The sequence below is a fragment of the Brachybacterium phenoliresistens genome, from assembly GCF_039530785.1.
GTDB classification, from domain to species: Bacteria; Actinomycetota; Actinomycetes; order Actinomycetales; family Dermabacteraceae; genus Brachybacterium; species Brachybacterium phenoliresistens.
In genome coordinates this window covers 295407-315674 of sequence record NZ_BAAAOW010000002.1, presented here as the reverse complement: position 1 = coordinate 315674, position 20268 = coordinate 295407, and the positions used below count along the sequence as shown (strand labels likewise).

General features: G+C 72.8%; 19 protein-coding genes. 7 read left to right on the top strand and 12 right to left on the bottom strand.

What is annotated here, in order from left to right; translation table 11 throughout:
- Positions 1 to 80: 80 nt before the first annotated feature.
- The gene (lexA, locus tag ABD234_RS05875) at positions 81 to 767 is read left to right on the top strand and encodes a transcriptional repressor LexA (RefSeq protein ID WP_038372501.1); all 687 of its coding nucleotides are present in this window, start codon (positions 81 to 83) and stop codon (positions 765 to 767) included.
- A gap of 106 nt (positions 768 to 873) precedes the next feature.
- On the opposite strand, the gene ABD234_RS05870 is transcribed toward lexA, so the two are convergent.
- Both ABD234_RS05870 and hflX read right to left on the bottom strand, forming a co-directional pair.
- Positions 874 to 2892 carry an ATP-dependent DNA helicase gene (locus tag ABD234_RS05870; protein ID WP_038372498.1) on the bottom strand — a complete coding sequence of 673 codons (2019 nt, stop codon included), beginning with the start codon at positions 2890 to 2892 and terminating at the stop codon, positions 874 to 876.
- Between the two features lie 153 nt (positions 2893 to 3045).
- Positions 3046 to 4596 carry a GTPase HflX gene (hflX, locus tag ABD234_RS05865; RefSeq protein ID WP_038372496.1) on the bottom strand — a complete coding sequence of 517 codons (1551 nt, stop codon included), beginning with the start codon at positions 4594 to 4596 and terminating at the stop codon, positions 3046 to 3048.
- A 126-nt stretch (positions 4597 to 4722) separates the two neighbouring features.
- Between hflX and ABD234_RS05860 the strand changes: the two genes are divergently transcribed.
- Positions 4723 to 5340 carry a class I SAM-dependent methyltransferase gene (locus tag ABD234_RS05860; protein WP_038372494.1) on the top strand — a complete coding sequence of 206 codons (618 nt, stop codon included), beginning with the start codon at positions 4723 to 4725 and terminating at the stop codon, positions 5338 to 5340.
- A gap of 65 nt (positions 5341 to 5405) precedes the next feature.
- Here the strand turns inward: ABD234_RS05860 and dapF are convergent, their stop codons facing one another.
- On the bottom strand, positions 5406 to 6299 hold the full coding sequence (gene dapF, locus ABD234_RS05855) for a diaminopimelate epimerase (protein ID WP_084148456.1): 894 nt from the start codon (positions 6297 to 6299) through the stop codon (positions 5406 to 5408).
- Between the two features lie 9 nt (positions 6300 to 6308).
- Entirely contained in the window at positions 6309 to 7265 is a 957-nt protein-coding gene (gene miaA, locus ABD234_RS05850; protein WP_198025406.1) for a tRNA (adenosine(37)-N6)-dimethylallyltransferase MiaA, read from the bottom strand.
- Between the two features lie 156 nt (positions 7266 to 7421).
- Here miaA and ABD234_RS05845 point away from each other — a divergent pair, with 156 nt between their 5' ends.
- Positions 7422 to 7907, top strand: coding sequence for a YbjN domain-containing protein (locus ABD234_RS05845; RefSeq protein WP_051486831.1), 486 nt, complete (start codon positions 7422 to 7424; stop codon positions 7905 to 7907).
- 90 nt (positions 7908 to 7997) lie between these two features.
- Here ABD234_RS05845 and miaB read toward each other — a convergent pair whose 3' ends face one another.
- Positions 7998 to 9593 (bottom strand): tRNA (N6-isopentenyl adenosine(37)-C2)-methylthiotransferase MiaB, encoded by a 1596-nt coding sequence (gene miaB / locus ABD234_RS05840; RefSeq protein WP_038372491.1) that lies wholly within the window; start codon positions 9591 to 9593, stop codon positions 7998 to 8000.
- Between the two features lie 175 nt (positions 9594 to 9768).
- Here miaB and ABD234_RS05835 point away from each other — a divergent pair, with 175 nt between their 5' ends.
- The 4 genes from ABD234_RS05835 (at position 9769) to ABD234_RS05820 (ending at position 13069) form a co-directional block, all read left to right on the top strand.
- Positions 9769 to 10551: an amino acid ABC transporter ATP-binding protein gene (locus ABD234_RS05835; RefSeq protein WP_038372490.1), complete on the top strand. Its 783-nt coding sequence runs from the start codon at positions 9769 to 9771 to the stop codon at positions 10549 to 10551.
- Positions 10552 to 10591: 40 nt separating this feature from the next.
- A complete protein-coding gene (locus ABD234_RS05830) occupies positions 10592 to 11470 on the top strand; it encodes a glutamate ABC transporter substrate-binding protein (RefSeq protein WP_051486830.1) in 879 nt (292 codons plus the stop codon).
- 85 nt (positions 11471 to 11555) lie between these two features.
- On the top strand, positions 11556 to 12203 hold the full coding sequence (locus ABD234_RS05825; RefSeq protein ID WP_038372488.1) for an amino acid ABC transporter permease: 648 nt from the start codon (positions 11556 to 11558) through the stop codon (positions 12201 to 12203).
- Positions 12200 to 13069 (top strand): amino acid ABC transporter permease, encoded by an 870-nt coding sequence (locus ABD234_RS05820; protein WP_038372486.1) that lies wholly within the window; start codon positions 12200 to 12202, stop codon positions 13067 to 13069. The genes ABD234_RS05825 and ABD234_RS05820 overlap by 4 nt, the downstream gene beginning before the upstream one ends.
- Before the next feature lie 79 nt (positions 13070 to 13148).
- Here the strand turns inward: ABD234_RS05820 and ABD234_RS05815 are convergent, their stop codons facing one another.
- From ABD234_RS05815 to ABD234_RS05785, 7 genes are all read right to left on the bottom strand, one after another.
- Positions 13149 to 13805, bottom strand: a complete 657-nt coding sequence (locus ABD234_RS05815) for a regulatory protein RecX (RefSeq protein WP_232226322.1) — start codon at positions 13803 to 13805, stop codon at positions 13149 to 13151.
- 124 nt (positions 13806 to 13929) lie between these two features.
- Positions 13930 to 15018: a recombinase RecA gene (recA, locus tag ABD234_RS05810; RefSeq protein WP_038372485.1), complete on the bottom strand. Its 1089-nt coding sequence runs from the start codon at positions 15016 to 15018 to the stop codon at positions 13930 to 13932.
- A 247-nt stretch (positions 15019 to 15265) separates the two neighbouring features.
- Positions 15266 to 15490, bottom strand: coding sequence for a DUF3046 domain-containing protein (locus ABD234_RS05805; RefSeq protein WP_038372484.1), 225 nt, complete (start codon positions 15488 to 15490; stop codon positions 15266 to 15268).
- A 1-nt stretch (position 15491) separates the two neighbouring features.
- Positions 15492 to 15797, bottom strand: coding sequence for a helix-turn-helix domain-containing protein (locus ABD234_RS05800; protein WP_038372481.1), 306 nt, complete (start codon positions 15795 to 15797; stop codon positions 15492 to 15494).
- A gap of 390 nt (positions 15798 to 16187) precedes the next feature.
- A complete protein-coding gene (locus ABD234_RS05795) occupies positions 16188 to 16694 on the bottom strand; it encodes a CinA family protein (RefSeq protein ID WP_051486829.1) in 507 nt (168 codons plus the stop codon).
- On the bottom strand, positions 16691 to 17290 hold the full coding sequence (gene pgsA, locus ABD234_RS05790; RefSeq protein ID WP_038372479.1) for a CDP-diacylglycerol--glycerol-3-phosphate 3-phosphatidyltransferase: 600 nt from the start codon (positions 17288 to 17290) through the stop codon (positions 16691 to 16693). Before pgsA ends, ABD234_RS05795 begins: the two co-directional genes overlap by 4 nt.
- Before the next feature lie 44 nt (positions 17291 to 17334).
- The gene (locus ABD234_RS05785; protein WP_038372477.1) at positions 17335 to 20124 is read right to left on the bottom strand and encodes an FtsK/SpoIIIE family DNA translocase; all 2790 of its coding nucleotides are present in this window, start codon (positions 20122 to 20124) and stop codon (positions 17335 to 17337) included.
- Positions 20125 to 20268 lie beyond the last annotated feature (144 nt).

The following is a 20268-nucleotide window of genomic DNA, read 5'->3' as shown; positions in this document are numbered from 1 at the left end:
CGCCTACTGTTGTTCGTGGGATCACTCCACCAGGAGGGTCCGACATCCGAAGCCGCGGTCGAACGCCAGGAGGCCCCGCCATGTCGCCGAGCAGCACCAGCACCCCGGAGGCGGAGGACGCCTCCGCGACGGCGGGCCTCACCCATCGCCAGCGCCGGATCCTCGAGGAGATCGCCGCCGCGATCGCCGATCACGGCTACCCGCCCACCATGCGGGAGATCGGCGACGCCGTCGGCCTGACCTCGTCCTCCTCCGTCGCGCACCAGCTCGGGGTCCTCGAGCGCAAGGGCTTCCTGCGCCGGGACCCCAAGCGCCCCCGCGCCATGGAGATCGTGCTCCCGGACGAGAGCGGCGAGCCCGAGCTCTCCCCCGGCGAGCCGATGCCGAGCACCGTGGGCGTCCCCGTCCCCCTGGTGGGCCGCATCGCCGCGGGCGTGCCGATCACCGCCCAGGAGCAGGTCGAGGACGTCTTCACCCTCCCTCAGCAGCTCGTCGGGGACGGGGACCTCTTCCTGCTCCAGGTCGTCGGGGAGTCGATGATCGACGCCGCGATCTGCGACGGGGACTGGGTCGTGGTGCGCAGCCAGCCCGTCGCCCAGAAGGGCGAGATCGTCGCGGCCATGATCGACGGCGAGGCGACCGTGAAGACCTTCGCCCAGCGCGACGGCCACGTCTGGCTGATGCCGCACAACCCGTCGTTCGCGCCGATCCTCGGCGACTCCGCCGAGATCCTCGGCAAGGTCGTGGCGGTGCTGCGAGCGGTCTGAGACGCGTCTGCGCGCCGCACCCGCCGGGGGGCCGACCCTCCGGGGCCGGCCGCGAAGATCAGCCGACCGCGGGGTCAGCCGGCTGCGGGGTCAGTCGGACACGGGGTCAGCCGGACGCGGCGAGGCGACCGAGGGCCTGGAGCGCGACCTGCGGGTCCCGGGTCTGCCACAGCGGCGGCATCGCCTGCACCAGGAACGAGCCATAGCGCTTGGTCATCAGGCGCGGATCCAGCACCGCGACCATCCCCCGGTCCTCCGCCGTCCGGATCAGCCGGCCGGCGCCCTGGGCCATGAGCAGGGCGGCGTGCTGCGCCGAGATCGACATGAAGGCGTTCCCGCCGCGCTCGGAGATCCGCTCCTGCCGCGCCGCCACCAGGGGCTCGTCCGGCCGCGGGAACGGGATCCGGTCGATGGTGACCAGGCGGCAGGCACGACCGGGCACGTCCACGCCCTGCCACAAGGTGATGGTGCCGAACAGGCTCGTCGCATCGTCGGCGGCGAAGGCGCGCACGAGGTTGGACATGGAGTCCTCGCCCTGCACCCCCACGGGAAGGTCCGTGCGGGCCCGCACGTGCTCGGCGGCGAGCTCCGCCCCGCGGCGCGAGGAGAACAGGCACAGCGCACCGCCGCGGGAGGCCTCGATGAGCTCGGTCAGGTGATCGAGCATGTCCAGGGACGGGCCCTCCCGACCGGGCTGCGGCAGGTGCGAGGCGATGTAGAGGATGCCCTGGCGCGGGTAGTCGAAGGGGCTGCCCACATCGAGGCCGGCCCAATGGCTCGCGTTCCGGGCGCCGCCGCGCCGATCCGGGTCCTGGCGGTCCGCAGCACGCAGGCCCACCGCGCCGGCAGGCTGCTCGAAACGCCCGCCGAGGGCCAGGGTGGCCGAGGTCAGCACCGCGGTGCGCTCCTCGAGGATCGCTCCGCGCAGCGCCGTGGCCACGGACATGGGGGCGATGGTGAGGCTGGTGCGCCCCGTCGCATCGGACCGGGAGATGGCCACGACATCGTCCTCGTCCGGGGTCACGGCACGTTCGCAGACGTCGATGATCTCCTGCAGGATCGACCGGACGGCCTTGCGGGCGCCCGCGGTCCCCGCGAGCGACTCGTCCCCGGCCTCCTTGGCATCCGCATGCGCCCCGCGCGCCTCGGTGCGCAGCGTGGTCAGCGCATCGGACATGCGCGCGGGAAGGTCGCCGATGACGCGGCCGTCGGGCATCTCCTCCAGGGCCGCGCGCAGCTCCTCCCCGGCGTCGTCGAGGGCGGTGGCGGCCACCCCCAGCGACCTCAGCTCGCGGACGGCGCCGCGCACCATGCCCGGGGAGAGGTGCTCGGTGATGGCGCTGGTGACGCGGGAGGCGAGATCGTGGGCCTCGTCGAGCACGACCACATCGTGCTCGGGGATGATCCCGTGGCGGTCGAACGCGTCCACGGCCAGCAGGGCATGGTTGGTCACGATCACATCGACCTCGCGGGCGACCTCGCGGCTGCGCTCGGCGAAGCACGACTGCACCAGCGGGCAGGTCTGCCCCAGGCACTGGTTGCCGGTGACCGAGACCTGCCGCCAGGCGCGGTCGGAGACGGGCGCCTCGAGGGAGTCGCGGTCCCCCGTGTCGGTCTCCTCCGCCCAGCTGCGCAGGCGCTTGACCTGATCGCCCAGCCGCTCGCCGCGCTCTCCCCCGCGGGCGGCGGACTCCGCGAACAGTGCCCCGGGCTCGAGATCGCTGGGGTACCCGCCCTCCATCTTGTGCTTGCACAGATAGTTGCTGCGGCCCTTGAGCAGCGCGAAGGTGGGCCGCCGCGGCAGATGATCGGCCAGCGCCTCGACGATCCGCGGCAGGTCCTTGCGGATGATCTGGCTCTGCAGGGCGATGGTGGCGGTGGAGACGACCACGGGCCGCTCCCCGGTGACCGCGTGATGCAGCGCGGGCACGAGGTAGGCCAGCGACTTCCCGGTGCCGGTCCCGGCCTGGACCAGGAGGTGCCGCCGCTCGCGCATCGCCACGTCGACGGCCTCTGCCATCCGCGCCTGACCTGGGCGTTCGCTGCCGCCGATGGCGTCGATCGCCCGGGCCATGAGGGTCTTCACGTCGATGGCGACATCGGTCTCGTCCGGGGCGGTGGGCATTGCTCAAGCCTAGCTCCGTCCGGGCCCGCGCCCGGGGATGAGAGAGCCGTGCGGAGCGTCGCCGTGGACACATCCGGGAGCGCTGCGGCGGCACGACGACCGCGCGGCGGGCCCGGGATCCCGGGCCCGCCGCGCGGGGATGGTCGCGGGCTCTCAGGCCACGTGCACGGCCTGCGCCTGCAGCTCCGCGGCGAGCGCCGCATCGACCCGGGCATGCAGGCGGGTCCCCTCGCTGCGGTGCTCCTCGTCCAGGACCTCCCCGCTGGAGTGGGCCCGGGAGATGAGATCGCCGCGGGTGTACGGCACGAGCAGGTCCACCTCGACCTCCGGGCGAGGGAGGCGGTCGGCGATGAGCTGGCGCAGCTCCTCGATCCCCTCCCCGCTGCGGGCGGAGACGACGATGCAGTCCTCGACCTGGCTGCGCAGCCGCGCGATGGTCTCGGGCTCGGCGATGTCGGCCTTGTTCAGGACGATCACCTCCGGCACGTCGAATCCGTCGATGTCGGCCAGCACGTCCCGCACCGCCCGGATCTGCCCCTCGGGATCGGGGTGCGAGGCGTCGACCACGTGCAGCAGGAGATCGGCGTCCCCGACCTCCTCGAGCGTCGAGCGGAACGCCTCGACCAGCTCCGTCGGGAGGTGTCGCACGAAGCCGACCGTGTCGGCGAAGGTGAACTCGCGGCCGTCCGGGGTCTGGGACCGGCGCACCGTGGGGTCCAGGGTCGCGAACAGCGCGTTCTCGACGAGGACCCCGGCTCCGGTGAGCCGGTTCAGCAGGGAGGACTTCCCCGCGTTGGTGTACCCGGCGATGGCGACGGCGGGCACCTCGCGGCGCTTGCGGTCGGCCCGCTTGGCCTCGCGGCCGGGAGCCATCTCCTTGATCTCCCGGCGCAGCTTGGACATCCGGGTGCGGATGCGGCGACGGTCCAGCTCGATCTTCGTCTCGCCGGGTCCGCGCGAGCCCATGCCCGCGCCGCCGGCGGCCACGCGGCCACCGGCCTGGCGGGACATCGAGTCGCCCCAGCCGCGCAGTCGCGGCAGGAGGTACTCGAGCTGGGCCAGCTCGACCTGCGCCTTGCCCTCGCGGGACTTGGCGTGCTGGGCGAAGATGTCCAGGATCAGCGCCGTGCGGTCGACGACCTTGACCTTGACGATGTCCTCGAGGGCGCGGCGCTGGCTGGGGGCCAGCTCGCCGTCGGCGATCACCGTGTCGGCGCCGGTCTCGGCGACGACCTCGGCCAGCTCCTGCGCCTTGCCCTTGCCGAGGAAGGTCGCCGGGTCCGGGTGGGCCCGACGCTGCATGACGCCGTCGAGGACCTCGGAGCCGGCGGTCTCGGCGAGCGCCGCGAGCTCCCGCAGGGAGTTCTCGGCGTCCTCCACGTTGCCGGTGGTGAACAGGCCGGCCAGGACCACGCGCTCCAGGCGCAGCTGGCGGTACTCGACCTCGGTGACGTCCTCGATGTCGGTGCGCAGCCCGGCGACGCGGCGCAGGGCCTGGCGGTCGGCGAGGTCGAACTGGTCGCCGTCGGACGTCGAGCTGTAGGTCACCGAGGAGACGGAGGCGTCCCCGCGGGCGAGGATCCGCTCGGTCAGAGGGTCGCGGGAGCGCTCCGTGGATCGGCTCCCACCGCCCGTCTGCTCAGCGGGGGCGTCGGCGGTGACGTCCTCGGTGCGATCGGGATCAGGATGGAAGGCGATGGGCACTGATCGGTCCTGCTCTCTGTCGGGGGTGCTGGTGATCCAGTTTCCCACCCTCGGCGCCCGGGGTCGAGGGATTTATCGCCCCGGCCACGCCGCAGGCGGGCGGCGCGGTCCCCGTATCCTGCGGGGGTGAGCGAGCACTACTTCTCCCCCACCAGCGGCACCGACGACTCCCGCCACCCGCTGCGGGTGCGCCTGGCCGGCGCCGAGCGGGACCTCGTCTCGGCGCGGGGCGTGTTCAGCGGCGCCGGCCTGGACAAGGCCACCGCCGTGCTGCTGGACCGTCTGGACGTGCTGCCGGCGGTCCCGGAGGGCGCCCGGATCGTCGACGTGGGCTGCGGATGGGGCCCGATCGCGCTGAGCGCCGCGCTGCTGCACCCGGCCTCCGAGGTGTGGGCGGTGGACGTCTCCGAGCGCGCCCGCGAGCTCACGGCCGAGAACGCGCGGAGGCTGGGCCTGTCGACGGTGCGCGTGGTCTCCCCCGAGGAGGTCCCCGCGCAGCTGACGGCCGAGGTGATCTGGTCCAACCCGCCGATCCGCATCGGCAAGGAGGCGCTGCACGAGCTCCTGATGGACTGGTCGGCCCGGCTCACCCCCGAGGGATGGATGGCGCTCGTGGTCGGCAGGAACCTGGGTGCGGACCCGCTGGCGGCCTGGCTCGCCGGGCAGCTGCCCTCGCGCCCGGTGCGCAAGGCGGCCAGCGCCAAGGGCTTCCGGATCCTCGAGGTCGGCCCCGAACACGGCTGAGCCGTCCCGGCGGACCCGGGAGCACCCGGCTCGGGAGCACCCGGCGGTCGGTCCGGGCCGGCGGCTCAAGCCAGCAGAGTCACCTCGGCGATGAGCTCCGCCGGGCCGCTGAGGGTGGTCTGCCCGTCCTCGGTCCAGCCGACGGTGAGCGTCCCGCCGGGCACGTCCATCCGCCAGGGGGCGCCGCCCTCCTCCCCGACGGATCGGGCCGCCACGACCGCCGCGGCGACCGTGCCGGTCCCGCAGCTCAGCGTCTCGCCGACGCCGCGCTCGTGCACCCGCAGCGCGGCGTGCCGCGGGCCGCGGAGGCTGACCAGCTCGATGTTCACCCCGGACTCGGGGAAGGGCGCGAGCTCGGGACGGCGCTCGAGGTCGATGCCGTCGAGGTCGATCTCCGCGGGGAGGATCGCGACGGCATGGGGGTTGCCCATGTCGACGTCGGTGGTGGGCAGGCGGCGGCCGGCCAGCTCGAGGGTGCGGGGCGTGTCCCCGATCCGGGCCGGGCCCATGCCCACGCGGACCTGCCAGGCGCCCGGCCCCTCCGCCCCGGGACGCTCGAGGATCTCGACGGTGCGCACGCCGGAGCGCGTCCAGATCGGGAAGATGCCCTCCGGGGCGCGCCCGGCCCGGTCCAGGTACGCCGCGAACACCCGCACCCCGTTGCCGCACATCTCGGCGATCGAGCCGTCGGCGTTGCGGTAGTCCATGAACCACTCGGGAGCATCGGCCGGGGCGTCGACCCCGGCGGAGCAGGTGCGGACCACGCGGATCACCCCGTCGCCGCCCAGCCCGCCGCGGCGATCCGCCAGGCCCCTCACGTGCTGCGCATCCAGCGAGAGCTCGCCGTCGGGGTCGTCGACCAGGACGAAGTCGTTGAAGGTGCCATGCCCCTTGGTCACGCGCAGGCCCGCCTGCGAGCGGAGGGAGGCGGGGAGGGCGTGCGCGCGCGGAGTGGTCATGCTCCGACCCTAGTCCGACTCGGCGGCGGGCGCCGTGACCTGCGCCTCCCACCCCTCGGCGAGGCGGGACAGGGCGGCGGCGGTGGTCTCCTCGAGATCGTCGGAGGCCTCGATCCAGTGAACGCGGGCATCGCGGCGGAACCAGGTGTCCTGCTTGCGCACCAGGCGCCGGGTGCCCGCCGCCGTCGCCTCGATCGCCTGCGCGCAGGACATGGTGCCGTCGAGGACGGCGAGCGCCTGCTCGTAGCCGATGGCGCGGCGGGCGGTGACCGACCGGTCCAGGCCCTGCGCCCGCAGCGCCGCCGTCTCCGCGAGCAGTCCCGCCGCGACCATCCGGTCCACCCGGCGGGCGATCCGCGCGTGCAGCTGATCGCGCGGGCGGCTGAGGCCGATCTGCACGGTGGCCGGGTCGTGGAGCACCGGCCGCGGGAGGAAGGCGCGGAAGGGGCGACCGGTCAGGCGGCCCACCTCGAGAGCGCGGACGATGCGCCGTGCGTCCTGCACGCCGATGCCGGCGGCCGCCTCGGGGTCGCGCTCGGCGAGCTCGCGGTGCAGGGCCGGGGCGCCGATCCGGCGGGCCCGGTCCTCGAGCTCGGCGCGCACGGCCGGATCGGTGGGAGGGAACTCGATGTCGTCCAGCAGCGCGCGGACGTACAGGCCCGAGCCGCCGACGACGATCGGGGTCCGCCCGCGGCGCCGGATCCCGGCGACCGCGGCGCGGGCATCGCGCTGGTAGGCGCTGACGCTGGCCTCCTCGGTCACGTCCAGCACGTCCAGGAGGTGGTGGGGCACGCCGCGACGCTCGGCCGCGGTGATCTTCGCGGTGCCGATGTCCATGCCGCGGTACAGCTGGAGGGCATCGGCGTTGACGACCTCGCCGTCCAGCTCCTCGGCCAGCCGCACGGCGAGGTCGGACTTCCCGGTCGCGGTCGCGCCGACGACGGCGACGAGGGGCGCGGGGTGCATGGTCCGCACTGTACTGGTCTCCCCTGCACGCGGGCATGTCGTCGGGGCATCGGAGCGTGACCGGCGCCCCGTCCGTCCGGGCCGGGAACGGGGTAGGGTGTGGGCCGATCCGTCCGATCCGGTTCGCTGAGCCCCTTCGTCCCCCTGAGGTCCGATGTGACTGCCGTACATGGCGCCCCGCACCCCTCCGCCGGAGCCGGCGAGCTCCCCGCGATCACGCTCGAGCGCGTCGAGCAGAGCCTGACGCGTCTGGGGTACTCCTTCGTCCGGGACGAGGAGCACCCCGAGGTGCTCCGGGCGCGGTTCGACGACTACCGCTTCCACATCCTGCTGGCCGGGGCGCATCGCAGCGTGCTGCAGACCCGTGGGCGCTGGAACCACTCCGTGGACATCTCCCGCAAGGTCGAGATGATCAAGCTCTGCAACGAGTGGAACATGAACCGGGTGTGGCCCAAGGCCTACGTGCGCCGCGAATCGGAGTCGGTGCTGGCCCTGTACGGCGAGGTCAACACCGACTACCTGTGCGGCGCGGCCGATGCCCAGATCGATCGGGCGATCGAGTGCGGGCTCTCCACGGTGATCTCCTTCTTCCGCGAGATCGAGGCGCGCCTGGGCTCGGACCTCGGCCCCGCCTCGGACTGAGGCACCAGCCGCCCACGGCGGGACCGGCCACGACGAAGGGCGCGCACCTCCCGGGGTGCGCGCCCTTCCTCGTGGCCGGTCGGCTCCGCCTCAGCGCGACCGCAGGGTGGGCAGGCCGAGGGTCACCGGGCCGGCGGGGGCGCTGCCGGTGCCGCAGGAGGATCCGGTGCCGCAGCCGCCGTCCAGGCCCGCGGAACCCGCCTCCCAGGCATCGCCGCTGCGGGTGCGGCGCAGGGAGTAGGCCGTCTCCGGCAGCGCGTGCCACGCCGTCCCGGGCAGGGACAGGGCGCTGTCGGCCAGCAGGTAGTGCGGTGCCCCGCGGGTGACGGTCGCGGTGACGAGATCGCCCGGACGCGGGCGCTGCGCGGCGGGCAGATCGGCCGGCAGGGACAGGTGCACCAGGCGGTTGTCCCGGGCCCGTCCGGAGATGCGGCGGGTCAGGTCGTCCCGGTCCCCCTCGCCCTCGGCGACGAGGACCTCGACGACGGAGCCCTCCCGCGCCTGGTTCTCCTCGTGGGCGATCCGATCCTGCAGGGCGATCAGCCGCTCGTAGCGCTCCTGGACGACCTCCTTGGGGATCTGGTCCTCCATGGTCGCGGCCGGCGTGCCGGGCCGGATCGAGTACTGGAAGGTGAAGGCGCTCGCGAACCGGGAAGCCTCGACCACCTCGAGGGTGCGCTGGAAGTCGTCCTCCGTCTCGCCGGGGAAGCCGACGATGATGTCGGTGGTGATCGCGGCGTCGGGGATCTGCGCCCGCACGCGGTCGAGGATGCTGAGGAACTTCGTGGAGCGGTAGGAGCGCTTCATCGCCTTCAGCACCGCATCGGAGCCGGACTGCAGGGGCATGTGCAGCTGCGGCATCACCGCGGGCGTCTGGGCCATCGCGTCGATCACGTCGTCCGTGAACATCGCCGGGTGCGGGGAGGTGAAGCGGATCCGCTCGAGGCCCTCGATCTCCCCGCAGGCGCGCAGCAGCTTGGCGAAGGCGCCCCGGTCGCCGAACTCCACGCCGTAGGAGTTCACGTTCTGGCCCAGCAGGGTGACCTCGAGGGCACCGGCCTCGACCACCTGGCGGACCTCGGCGAGGATGTCGCCGGGCCGGCGGTCCTTCTCCTTCCCGCGCAGCGCGGGCACGATGCAGAAGGTGCAGGTGTTGTTGCAGCCGACGCTGATGGACACCCAGGCCGCGTACGAGCTCTCGCGCTTGGTGGGCAGGGTGGAGGGGAAGACCTCGAGGGACTCGAGGATCTCGACCTGCGCCTCGGCGTTGTGCCGGGCCCGCTCCAGCAGCACCGGGAGGGAGCCGATGTTGTGGGTGCCGAAGACGACGTCGACCCAGGGGGCCTTCTCCACGATGCCGGCGCGGTCCTTCTGCGCGAGGCAGCCGCCCACGGCGATCTGCATGTCCGGGTTGGCCCTCTTGGCCGGACGCAGCGCGCCGAGGTTGCCGTAGAGCTTGTTGTCCGCGTTCTCGCGCACGGCGCAGGTGTTGAACACGACGATGTCCACCTCGCCGCGCTGGGCATCGGCCTCCGGGGGCGCGGCGACGTAGCCGGCGCCCTCGAGCAGTCCGGTCAGGCGCTCGGAGTCGTGCACGTTCATCTGGCAGCCGAAGGTGCGCACCTGGTAGGTGCCGCGGGGACCGGCCACATCGGGGGCGGGGATCGGGGCGGTGATCGTCGACATGATGGCTCCAGGGTACGGCGGCGGGCCCCCTCCCGGCATGCCGCCGCGGGCACGCCCGGAAGGGATCACAGCCGCCGCCGGGGACGGTTCCGGCAGATGGCCGCGAAGGTCACCGTGCCGTAACAGCGCGGCAGGTCGGCGCGCATCGCGGCCCGTCATGGCATAGGTTTGGGGGATGACCCAGATCACACAACCGGCGCCCGAGGGGTCGGCGGCGACGGCACCTGCCCTGCTGTCGCTGCACGGCGTGCAGAAGCACTTCGGGGATCTCCACGTGCTGCGGGACATCGAGCTCGAGGTCACGGCCGGGGAGGTCGTGGTCGTGCTGGGGCCCTCCGGCTCCGGCAAGTCGACGCTGTGCCGCACCATCAACCGCCTGGAGACGATCGACGAGGGCGAGATCCGCATCGACGGCGAGCTGCTGCCGACCTCCGGCCCCGGCCTCGCCCGGCTGCGATCCGAGGTGGGGATGGTCTTCCAGTCCTTCAACCTCTTCGCCCACAAGTCCGTGCTGGACAACGTGACCGTCGCCCCGATCAAGGTGAAGAAGGTGCCGCGGGCCCAGGCCGAGCGCGAGGGCAGGGAGCTGCTGGAGCGGGTGGGCGTCGCCGATCAGGCGGACAAGCTTCCCGCGCAGCTCTCCGGCGGGCAGCAGCAGCGCGTCGCGATCGCCCGCTCCCTGGCGATGAAGCCCAAGGTGATGCTCTTCGACGAGCCCACCTCCGCCCTGGACCCCGAGATGATCAACGAGGTCATCACCGTGATGACGGACCTCGCGAAGTCCGGCATGACCATGGTCGTGGTCACCCACGAGATGGGCTTCGCCCGCCGCACCGCCGACCGCGTGGTCTTCATGGATGCCGGGCGCATCGTCGAGATCCAGCCTCCCGAGCAGTTCTTCACCGCCCCGCGCAGCGAGCGGGCCCAGGATTTCCTCTCCAAGATCCTCGACCACTGAACATCACCGCGGGCACGCCCGCCCTTCGAAGGAGAACACCATGGACCTGACACGACGCATCCTGCTCGGCGGCGGCGCCGCAGCCGCCGCCTCCCTCGCCCTGGCCGCCTGCGGCGGCGGCTCCGAGGACCCGCCCGTCGAGGAGGTCGACCCGTCGGCGTTCCCCGAGGGCTCGACCATGGCCCGCCTCGCCGAGGCGGGCGCCATCACCATCGGCACGAAGTTCGACCAGCCCCTGTTCGGCCAGGCCGGCCCCGACGGCGACCCGGTCGGCTTCGACGTCGAGATCGGCAAGATCATCGCCGGCAAGCTCGGCATCGCCCCGGAGAACATCGAGTGGCTCGAGACGGTCTCGGCCAACCGCGAGCCCTTCATCGAGGGCGGCCAGGTCGACCTCGTCGTCGCGACCTACACCATCAACGACACCCGCAAGGAGGTCGTCGACTTCGCGGGGCCGTACTACATCGCCGGCCAGGCGCTCATGGTCGCGGCGGACAACGACACCATCACCGGCGAGGACTCGATCGCCGGGACGAAGGTCTGCTCCGTGGAGGGCTCCACGCCCGCGGAGTACATCGCCACCAACCACCCCGACGCGGAGCTGGTCACCTTCGACACGTACTCCAAGTGCGTGGTGGAGCTGAACAACGGCCAGATCGACGCGGTCACCACCGACAACGTCATCCTCGCCGGCTTCGTCGCCGCCGACAAGGAGAACCTCAAGATGGCGGGGGACGGCGCGACCTTCACCGAGGAGCCGTACGGGATCGGGCTGAAGAAGGGCGACGACGACTTCCGCAGCTTCATCAACGACGTGCTCGAGGAGTCGTACGCGGACGGCACCTGGGCGGCTGCCTGGGAGAGCACCGCCGGCACCGTGCTGCCCACGCCGGAGCCCCCGGCCGTGGACCGCTACTGATCCGACTCCCCCTCCTCCCCTTCCCACCTGCGGCAGGGGCCCGGCGCACGCCCGGCCCGGCCCCTGCCCGATCAGGAGCTCGTGAATGGACCATCTGTTCGAGCAGCGCTCGGCGATCTGGGACGCGTTCCTCACGACGCTGTCCCTCGCCGGGATCTCCGGCCTCCTCGCCCTCGTGCTGGGCACCGTGCTCGCCGGGATGCGCGTGAGCCCGTTCCTGCCCCTGCGCATCATCGCGACGGGGTACACGGAGTTCCTGCGCAACACCCCGCTGACGATCGTGTTCTTCTTCTACGTCTTCGTCACCCCGTCGATGGGGTTCTCCTTCAGCTACAAGGTCGCCGCCGTGATCGCCCTGACCTGCTACACGGCGGCGTTCGTCGCCGAGGCCGTGCGCTCGGGCATCAACTCCGTCGCCCCCGGGCAGGCGGAGGCGGCGCGCTCGCTGGGCATGTCCTTCGGGCAGAACCTGGGCCTGGTGGTCCTCCCCCAGGCCTTCCGCACCGCCATCCCGCCGCTGATCAGCGTGTTCATCGCCCTGGTGAAGAACACCTCGGTCGCCGGCGCCTTCAGCGTGCTCGAGCTGTTCGCGCTGTCCAAGCGCCTGACCAACGCGTACTCGGCCGATGTCATCACGATCCTCATCGGGATCGCCCTGTGCTACCTGGTCATCTGCATCCCGCTGGGGCGCGTGGCGGCCGCTCTGGAACGGAAGGCGGTGTTCGGCCGATGAGCACCGGACCGATCCTGTACGACGTCGCCGGGCCCGAGGAGAAGCGCCGGGAGCGGCTGATCTCCTGGGTGCTGGGCGTGGTGGTCCTCCTCGGCGCGGGCGCGCTGATCTGGCGGCTGGCGGCCAACGGCGTCTTCGACGACCGCTGGCGGATACTCATCGAGGCGCCCCCGAACTTCGCGGGCTACGAGGTCCAGCACATCTGGATGGCGATCTTCCGGGGCCTGGGCAGCACGCTGCTGGCCGCGGTCATCTCCCTGCCGCTGGCACTGCTGCTGGCCGTGGCACTGGTGTCCCTGCGCACCTCGCCCTTCGCGGTGGTGCGGGGCGCCGTCGCCGTGGCGGTCGAGGTGTTCCGCGCCCTGCCCGTGGTGCTGGTGATGTTGTTCGGCGTCCTCGTGCTGCCGGGGGCGAGCCCGCTCATGGCCGTCGTGTTCGGCCTGGTCCTCTACAACGGGGCCGTGTTCGCGGAGATCCTCCGCGCCGGCATCGCCGCGCTGCCGAAGGGGCAGACGGAAGCGGCGCAGTCGCTGGGGATGGGATCGTTCCTCACCTACCGCGACATCCAGCTCCCGCAGGCGGTGCGCATGATGCTGCCCTCGCTCATCGCGCAGGGCGTGGTGCTGGTGAAGGACTCGTCGCTGGGCTACATCGTCGGCTATGCGGAGCTGCTGCGACAGGTCTCCCGGGTCACGGACGCCCTCACCAACGCCGCCTACCTGCTGCCGCTGCTGGCCGTGGGCGCGGCGGTGTACATCGCGCTGAACATCGCGCTCTCGCGCCTGGCGGTGTGGGTGCAGCGTCGCAGCGCGCGCACCCGCCGCACCGTGGCCGCCACGCCGCTGGCCCCGATCGTCGAGGACTGATCCCGGCGGCGCGGGCTGGTCCCGGGGGCGCGGGCTGGTCCCCGCAGCGCGACCCGCGCACCGGTGCGCCGGGCGCGGGTCACAGCTCGCGGGCGCGCATCTCGCTGGAGATCACCCGGACGGCCAGCGACCCGTCGTAGCCCCGCCGGCGCAGGTAGGCGTCCAGGCGTCGGGCGATCTGGCCGCGCCGCTGCGGATCGGAGGCGGGGCCGTGTGCTTCTCGCCGCAGCCGCTCGCGGACGAGCTCCCGGCAGCGTTCCTCCTCGGCCAGGGACGGGTCCTCCTCGAGAGGTCCGCTGCCGGTGAGGGCGGCGAAGGCCTCGTCCTGGTCGGCCGTGGAGACGCCGCGCTGCTGGAGCTCCTCGCGCAGGGCCCGGTCGCTGAGCCCCTTGCGCGCACGCCGCTGCGCGATCCACTCCCGGGCGAACTCCGCGTCGTCGATCAGCCCGGCGCGACGGGTGCGCGCCATCACCTCGTGCGCGAGATCCGCAGGGACCTCGCGCTCGTCGAGCCGGGCGCGCAGCTCCCCCTCGCTGCGCCGGCGCCCGGCCAGCAGGCGCATGAGGTAGCGGCATTCCGAGACGATGCGCTTCTCGCGCTCGCGCGCGGCCGGGTCGACCTCGCGGCGCGGTGCGTCGAGGATCGCCTGGGTGCGCCGCGCGAGCTCCGCACGCACCGCCGAGTCCCCGTCCATGGCGCCGCCCCCGGCGGCGATGCTCTGCCGGTCCTGGGTCACGGGTGCGTCCTGTTCGGTCGGGGGTGATGAGGGCGCGCGGGCCGGACCCTGCGGGAGGCAGGATCCGGCCCGCGCCGGGGTCCGGCAGGCCGGGCGGGCGATCGCGCCGCCCGGCCGCGGAACCTCAGATGGTCGCCGGGACGTCCTCGTCGATGAGCTCGTCCTCGACGAGGTCGTCGGCCTCGGCCGCCGCGGCGTCCTCCGCCGCGTACTGCCCCACGCCGAGGGTGCGCAGGATCTTGTGCTCGACCTCGACGGCCAGATCCGGGTTGTCCTTGAGGAACTGGCGGGCGTTCTCCTTGCCCTGGCCCAGCTGGTCCCCCTCATAGGTGAACCAGGCCCCGGACTTGCGCACGATCCCGTGCTCGACGCCCAGGTCGATCAGGCCGCCCTCGCGGGAGATGCCCTCGCCGTAGAGGATGTCGAACTCCGCCTGCTTGAAGGGCGGCGCCATCTTGTTCTTCACGACCTTGACGCGGGTGCGGTTGCCGACGGAGTCGGTGCCCGTCTTCAGCGTCTCGATACGACGGATGTCCATGCGCACCGAGGCGTAGAACTTCAGCGCCTTGCCGCCCGTGGTGGTCTCCGGGCTGCCGAAGAACACGCCGATCTTCTCGCGCAGCTGGTTGATGAAGATCGCCGTGGTGCCCGTCGAGGAGAGGGCTCCGGCGAGCTTGCGCAGCGCCTGCGACATGAGGCGGGCCTGCAGGCCGACGTGGGAGTCGCCCATCTCGCCCTCGATCTCCGCCTTGGGCACGAGCGCCGCCACGGAGTCGATGACGATGACGTCCAGCGCCCCCGAGCGCACCAGCATGTCGGTGATCTCGAGCGCCTGCTCCCCCGTGTCCGGCTGGGAGACGAGCAGGGCGTCGGTGTCGACGCCGAGCTTCTTGGCGTAGTCGGGATCCAGGGCGTGCTCGGCGTCGATGAAGGCCGCGATGCCCCCGTTGCGCTGGGCGCTCGCCACGGCGTGCAGGGCGACGGTCGTCTTGCCGCTGGACTCCGGGCCGTAGATCTCGACGATGCGCCCGCGGGGCAGGCCGCCGATGCCGAGCGCCGCGTCCAGGGCGACGGAGCCGGTGGGGATCACCTCGATCGGAGGACGGGTGTCGTCCCCCAGGCGCATGATCGACCCCTTGCCGAACTGGCGGTCGATCTGGGCGAGCGCGGCGTCGAGGGTCGACGCGCGCTCCTTCGGTGCGGACTTAGCCATGATCGGATTCCTTCCACGGGGCCGGCTCGCCGGCGGTTTCGAACGTATGCGGCCACAGTAGGTCGGCGTTCCGACAGTCGAGCCGCAGCCTGCCCCCGCTGTGGAGAACCCCGTGCTGGGGAGGAGCAGCGGAGGCTGCATCGGTCCGGGCCCGCCGGTCGTCTGCGACCCACAGTACCCGAACACCTGTTCGAGATGCGACCTCTGCCCTCCGACACGCCGGGCGTGTCGGATCCTGCGGAGGCCGTCAGCGGCGGCGGGCCTCCTGCGGGACCTCCCAGCGGTCGCGCTCCGGGACGTCCATCGCGTCGCACAGCGCGGTCCAGACCGCGCGCACCGGGACGCCCTGCTCGAGGGCGCTCTCGGCGGTCAGACCGCCGACCTCCTCGAGCACGACGTCCCGGCGGTAGGTCACCGCGAGCACGCGGCCGAACACGTGGTCGGCCAGCTCGTCGAACTCGCTGCGCCGCACCTCAGCGGGCGCCCACGAGGCTGGGGGCGTGCCCGGCGAGGTCGTCCGGGACGGTGTCCGGGACGGCCACGCCCTCGGCGATCGCGATGCGCTCGGAGACCTCGCGCAGCACGAAGGACAGCGGAAGGCCCAGCGCGCCGGTCACGGAGGTCAGCAGCTCGCTGGAGGCCTCCTTCTGGCCGCGCTCGATCTCGCTGAGGTAGCCCAGGGAGACCCGGGCGTCCGAGGAGACCTGGCGCAGCGTACGGCCCTGGGCACGACGGGCGTCGCGCAGGACGTCTCCGAGCTCCTGTCGGAAGAGGACCACGGGGCGGCCTCCTTTCCTGGCGTCGTGCGGCGCGCTCGGCGCCGCGTGGTCGTCGGCTCGTGCGATCTTCGTCGTCGGCAGGGACCGCAGGGGTCGACGGCCCGGAGCAGCGATCCCCCGGCCGGAAGCCGGGCGGGTGGACCGAGGACTGGTCATGGTGGTCATCGTGCTCATCACACCAGCTCCAACGCGAAGCGCCTCACGAGTGTTCCCGATCCTAGTGCTCCGCCGTGGGAGAACACTGTGCCCGTTCACACAGAGCCTCCCGCGGGCGGTGCCGTGCCTGGTCGCAGCCCCGGCATCGCGTGCCGGGACCGTCCGGTCCCCCGGGGCCCCGGAGGTGACCCGGGCGACCTTCCGGCGCGGCCGGAGGGCGCGGCGCCGGCGGTCTCAGGCCGTGGCGGGGACCTTGGGCAGGGCGCGGGCGAGAGCGTCCAGGGCGGCGGCGACGGCCTGCGCGCGGACCTCCGTCCGGTCGCCGTCCAGCTGCAGCACGAGCGCCCGGGTCCCGCCCCCGCGGCGCGCCACGGCGATGTGGACCGTGCCGGCCGGCACGCCGCGGCCGTCGGGGCCCGGCCCGGCCACCCCGGTGGTGGAGACCGCCACATCGGCCGCATAGGCGTCCAGCGCGCCCTCGGCCATCTGGCGCGCCGTGGCCTCGTTGACGGCCCCGTCGCGCTCGAGCATGGCGGCGTCGACCCCGAGCACCCGGGACTTGGCGGTGTACGAGTAGCAGGCGGCGCCGCCGGCCAGGCAGCGGCTCGCGCCGGGGACGTCCACCAGACGCGAGACGAGCGCGCCTCCGGTGAGCGACTCGGCGGTGGCGATCATGAGCCCTGCGGCGGAGGCCCGGGCGATGACCAGGTCAGGTCCTGCCGGGAGGTCCTGATCGCTCATGCTCCCGCGCCCCGGGCCAGCGCCTCCCGGCGCAGGCGCAGGCCGTCCTTGAGGTTCACGGCTCCCGACCAGACGGTGAGGACCACGGCCAGCAGCACGAGGGCCAGACCGATCCACCGCGCCGGGCCCCACCACAGCTCGAAGGGCAGCAGGCAGAAGGTGATGGCGATGGTCTGCACCATCGTCTTGGCCTTGCCGGCCATGTTCGCCGGCAGCGCCCCGTACTTCAGGATCGTGAAGCGCATGATCGTGATCCCGAACTCGCGCACCAGGATCAGCACGGTCATCCACCAGGGCACGTAGTCCCACACCGACAGCATGACCAGCGCGGCGCCGGTCATGGCCTTGTCGGCGATGGGGTCGACGATCTTCCCGAAGTCGGTGATCAGGCCTCGGCTGCGGGCCAGATGCCCGTCCAGGAAATCGGTGATCATCGCGACCACGAACACGGCGGTGATCAGAAGTCGACCGCCGACCGTGTCGGGGTACAGGATCGCGAGCACGACGAGCACCGGCACCATCGCGCAGCGGACCATCGTGAGGATGTTCGCGATGTTCCACAGGGGCACCGGGGGCGCCTGGTCGTTCGTGGTCATCTGTGCTCCTTCGTCCCGGGGCGGCCGGGTCCCGGACCGGGCGCTCAGCGCCCGGTCAGCTGCCAGGCGTCGTCGCCGTCGTCGGAGTCCCCGTCGACGTCGTCGTAGTAGTCGGGGGCGACGTCGCCGGTGTCGTGCGCCAGCGGATCCTCCCCGTAGCGGTCGGAATCGGCGGCGGCGTCGGGCGCCTCCGGCGCTGCGGCGGGGGCCGGCGCGGCAGGCGCCGCGGACGGCTCGTCGCCGCCGGTGATGCGCGCGATGGCACCGGCGAGGTCGTCGGGATGCACGAGCACGTCGCGCGCCTTCGACCCCTCGGAGGGGCCGACGATCTCCCGCGACTCGAGCAGGTCCATCAGACGACCGGCCTTGGCGAAGCCCACGCGCAGCTTGCGCTGGAGCATGGAGGTCGATCCGAACTGGGTGGTGACCACGAGCTCGGCCGCCTGCAGCAGCACGTCGAGGTCGTCCCCGATGTCGTCGTCGATCTGCTTCTTGGCCGCGGTGACGGTGACGTCCTCGCGGTAGGTCGGCTTCATCTGCGTCTTGACGTGGTCGACGACCTTGTGGATCTCCGACTCGTTGACCCAGGCGACCTGGACGCGCATCGGCTTGGACTTGCCCATGGGATGGAACAGGGCGTCGCCCTGGCCGATGAGCTTCTCCGCGCCGGGGGTGTCCAGGATGACGCGGGAGTCCTGCAGCGACGAGGTCGCGAAGGCGAGGCGGCTGGGGACGTTGGCCTTGATGATGCCGGTGACGACGTCCACCGAGGGCCGCTGCGTGGCCAGGATCAGGTGGATGCCGGCGGCGCGCGCGAGCTGGGTGATGCGCTGGATGGAGGCCTCGACGTCCCGGGGGGCGACCATCATGAGGTCGGCGAGCTCGTCGACGACGACCAGCAGGTACGGATAGGGCGCCAGGCGCCGTTCGCTGCCCGCCGGGACGGTGACCTCCCCGGCGCGGACGGCCTTGTTGAAGTCGTCGATGTGCTTGAACCCGAACGTGGCCAGGTCGTCGTAGCGCGCGTCCATCTCCTTGACGACCCATTCGAGGGCCTCCGCGGCCTTCTTGGGGTTGGTGATGATCGGCGTGATGAGGTGCGGGATGCCCTCGTAGATGGTCAGCTCGACGCGCTTGGGGTCCACCAGCACCATCCGCACGTCCTCGGGGGTCGCGCGCATGAGGATCGAGGTGATCATCGCGTTGACGAGGCTCGACTTGCCGGATCCGGTGGCGCCGGCGACCAGCAGGTGGGGCATCTTGGCGAGGTTCGCGACGACGTAGCCGCCCTCGACGTCCTTGCCCACGCCCATCACCATGGGGTGCTCGTTGCGGGTGGCGACCGGGGCGCGCAGCACGTCGCCCAGGGCCACCGTCTCGCGATCGGCGTTGGGGATCTCGATGCCGATGGCCTTCTTGCCCGGGATGGGCGAGAGGATGCGGACATCGGAGCTGGCCACGGCGTAGGAGATGTTCTTGTCCAGGGCCGTGACCTTCTCGACCTTGGTGCCGGGGGCGAGCTCGACCTCGTACCGGGTGACCGTCGGCCCGCGGGAGAACCCGACGACCTCGGCGTTGACGTTGAACTGCTCGAAGACCTCGGCCAGCGCCGCGACCACGCGCTCGTTGGCCTCGGAGCGGGTCTTGTGCGGCGGCCCCTCGAGCAGGTACGAGGACTCCGGGAGGGTGTAGACGATGTCGCCGGACAGCTCGAGCTGCTCGCCGGCGCGCGGCAGGTCGCCCATCGGCGGCGGGACCAGCTCGGCCTTCTCCTCGACCTCCGGCTCCGCGGCGCGGACCGGGCGGGTCGGAGCGGGCGCGGCAGCGGCCGCCGCAGGCGAGGCGGCACGCTCGGCCGCAGGCAGCGGCGCGGTCGCCGGCGGGAAGGACTTGGCGCGCTGGTTCTCGTCGGCGACCACGTCGAAGACCTCGGTCGCGGGATCGTCCTCCGCGGCCGGCGCGGCGGGACGGGTGCGCGGGGCGGGGCGCTTGCGCCCGGCGCCGGCGCGGGCCCCGGCGGCGGCCTTCTCGTCCAGGATCCCCTGGTCGAAGGCGGCATCGCCGGCGTAGCCGAACTCGTCGTGGTCCCGGGCGGCGTCGGCGGCCTCCTGGGCCTCCTTCTCGCGCCGCGACCGGCGGCGCGAGCGCGGCGCCTTCTGCACGGTGGTCTCGGCCTCGTGGACGGCCGGGTCGGGGCGACGCGGGCGCAGGCCGAAGCTCTCCCGCTCGGCGTCCTCGTCCTCGCTCCGGCCCACCAGCAGGTCGTACACCCCGCGCAGGCGCTGAGGGATCGACTCCACCGGGGTCGCGGTCAGCACCAGCGCGCCGAACACGATGACCACGGAGTACACGACGATGACGGCGACGGGCGGGACCAGCGCCGCCAGCGGCGCCGCCCCCAGGTAGCCGAGCACTCCCCCGCCGCGGGCGAGGGCGTCGATGCCGTCGGCCGGGGCGGGCATCTTCGCGCTCACCGAGGCGATCGCGGAGATCGCGGTGACCAGGATGGCGATGCCCAGGAACACGCGCGTGTTGGCCCGCACCAGGTCCGGTCGGCGGAACATGCGCAGCGCCCAGCCGGCCAGCAGCAGCGGCAGGGCGACCGAGGCGATGCCGAAGGTGCCGGCGGCCACCACGTGCACGACGTCGAAGAAGGCGCCGGGCACCTGCCACCACTCCCGGACGGCGATCAGGCCGGCCAGCAGCAGGAGGAACAGGGCGTACCCGTCGCGGCGCTGCTCGTGCTCGACCTCCCAGCGGGCCACGCCGATCGCGCGGACGAACCCGCCGATGCCGCGGGCGATGCCGAGGTACCCGGAGCGCACTGCGCGCACCGGGAGCGGGAGCGTCGACGGATCGTGGACCCCGCCGCCGGAACCGCGAGCGGAACGGGCGGAGGAGGTCCGGGACGAGCCCTTCGACGCACGTGCGGGGGAAGACGTACGTGTCGCCATGGTCCCCAATCTACCGCGCGGCGC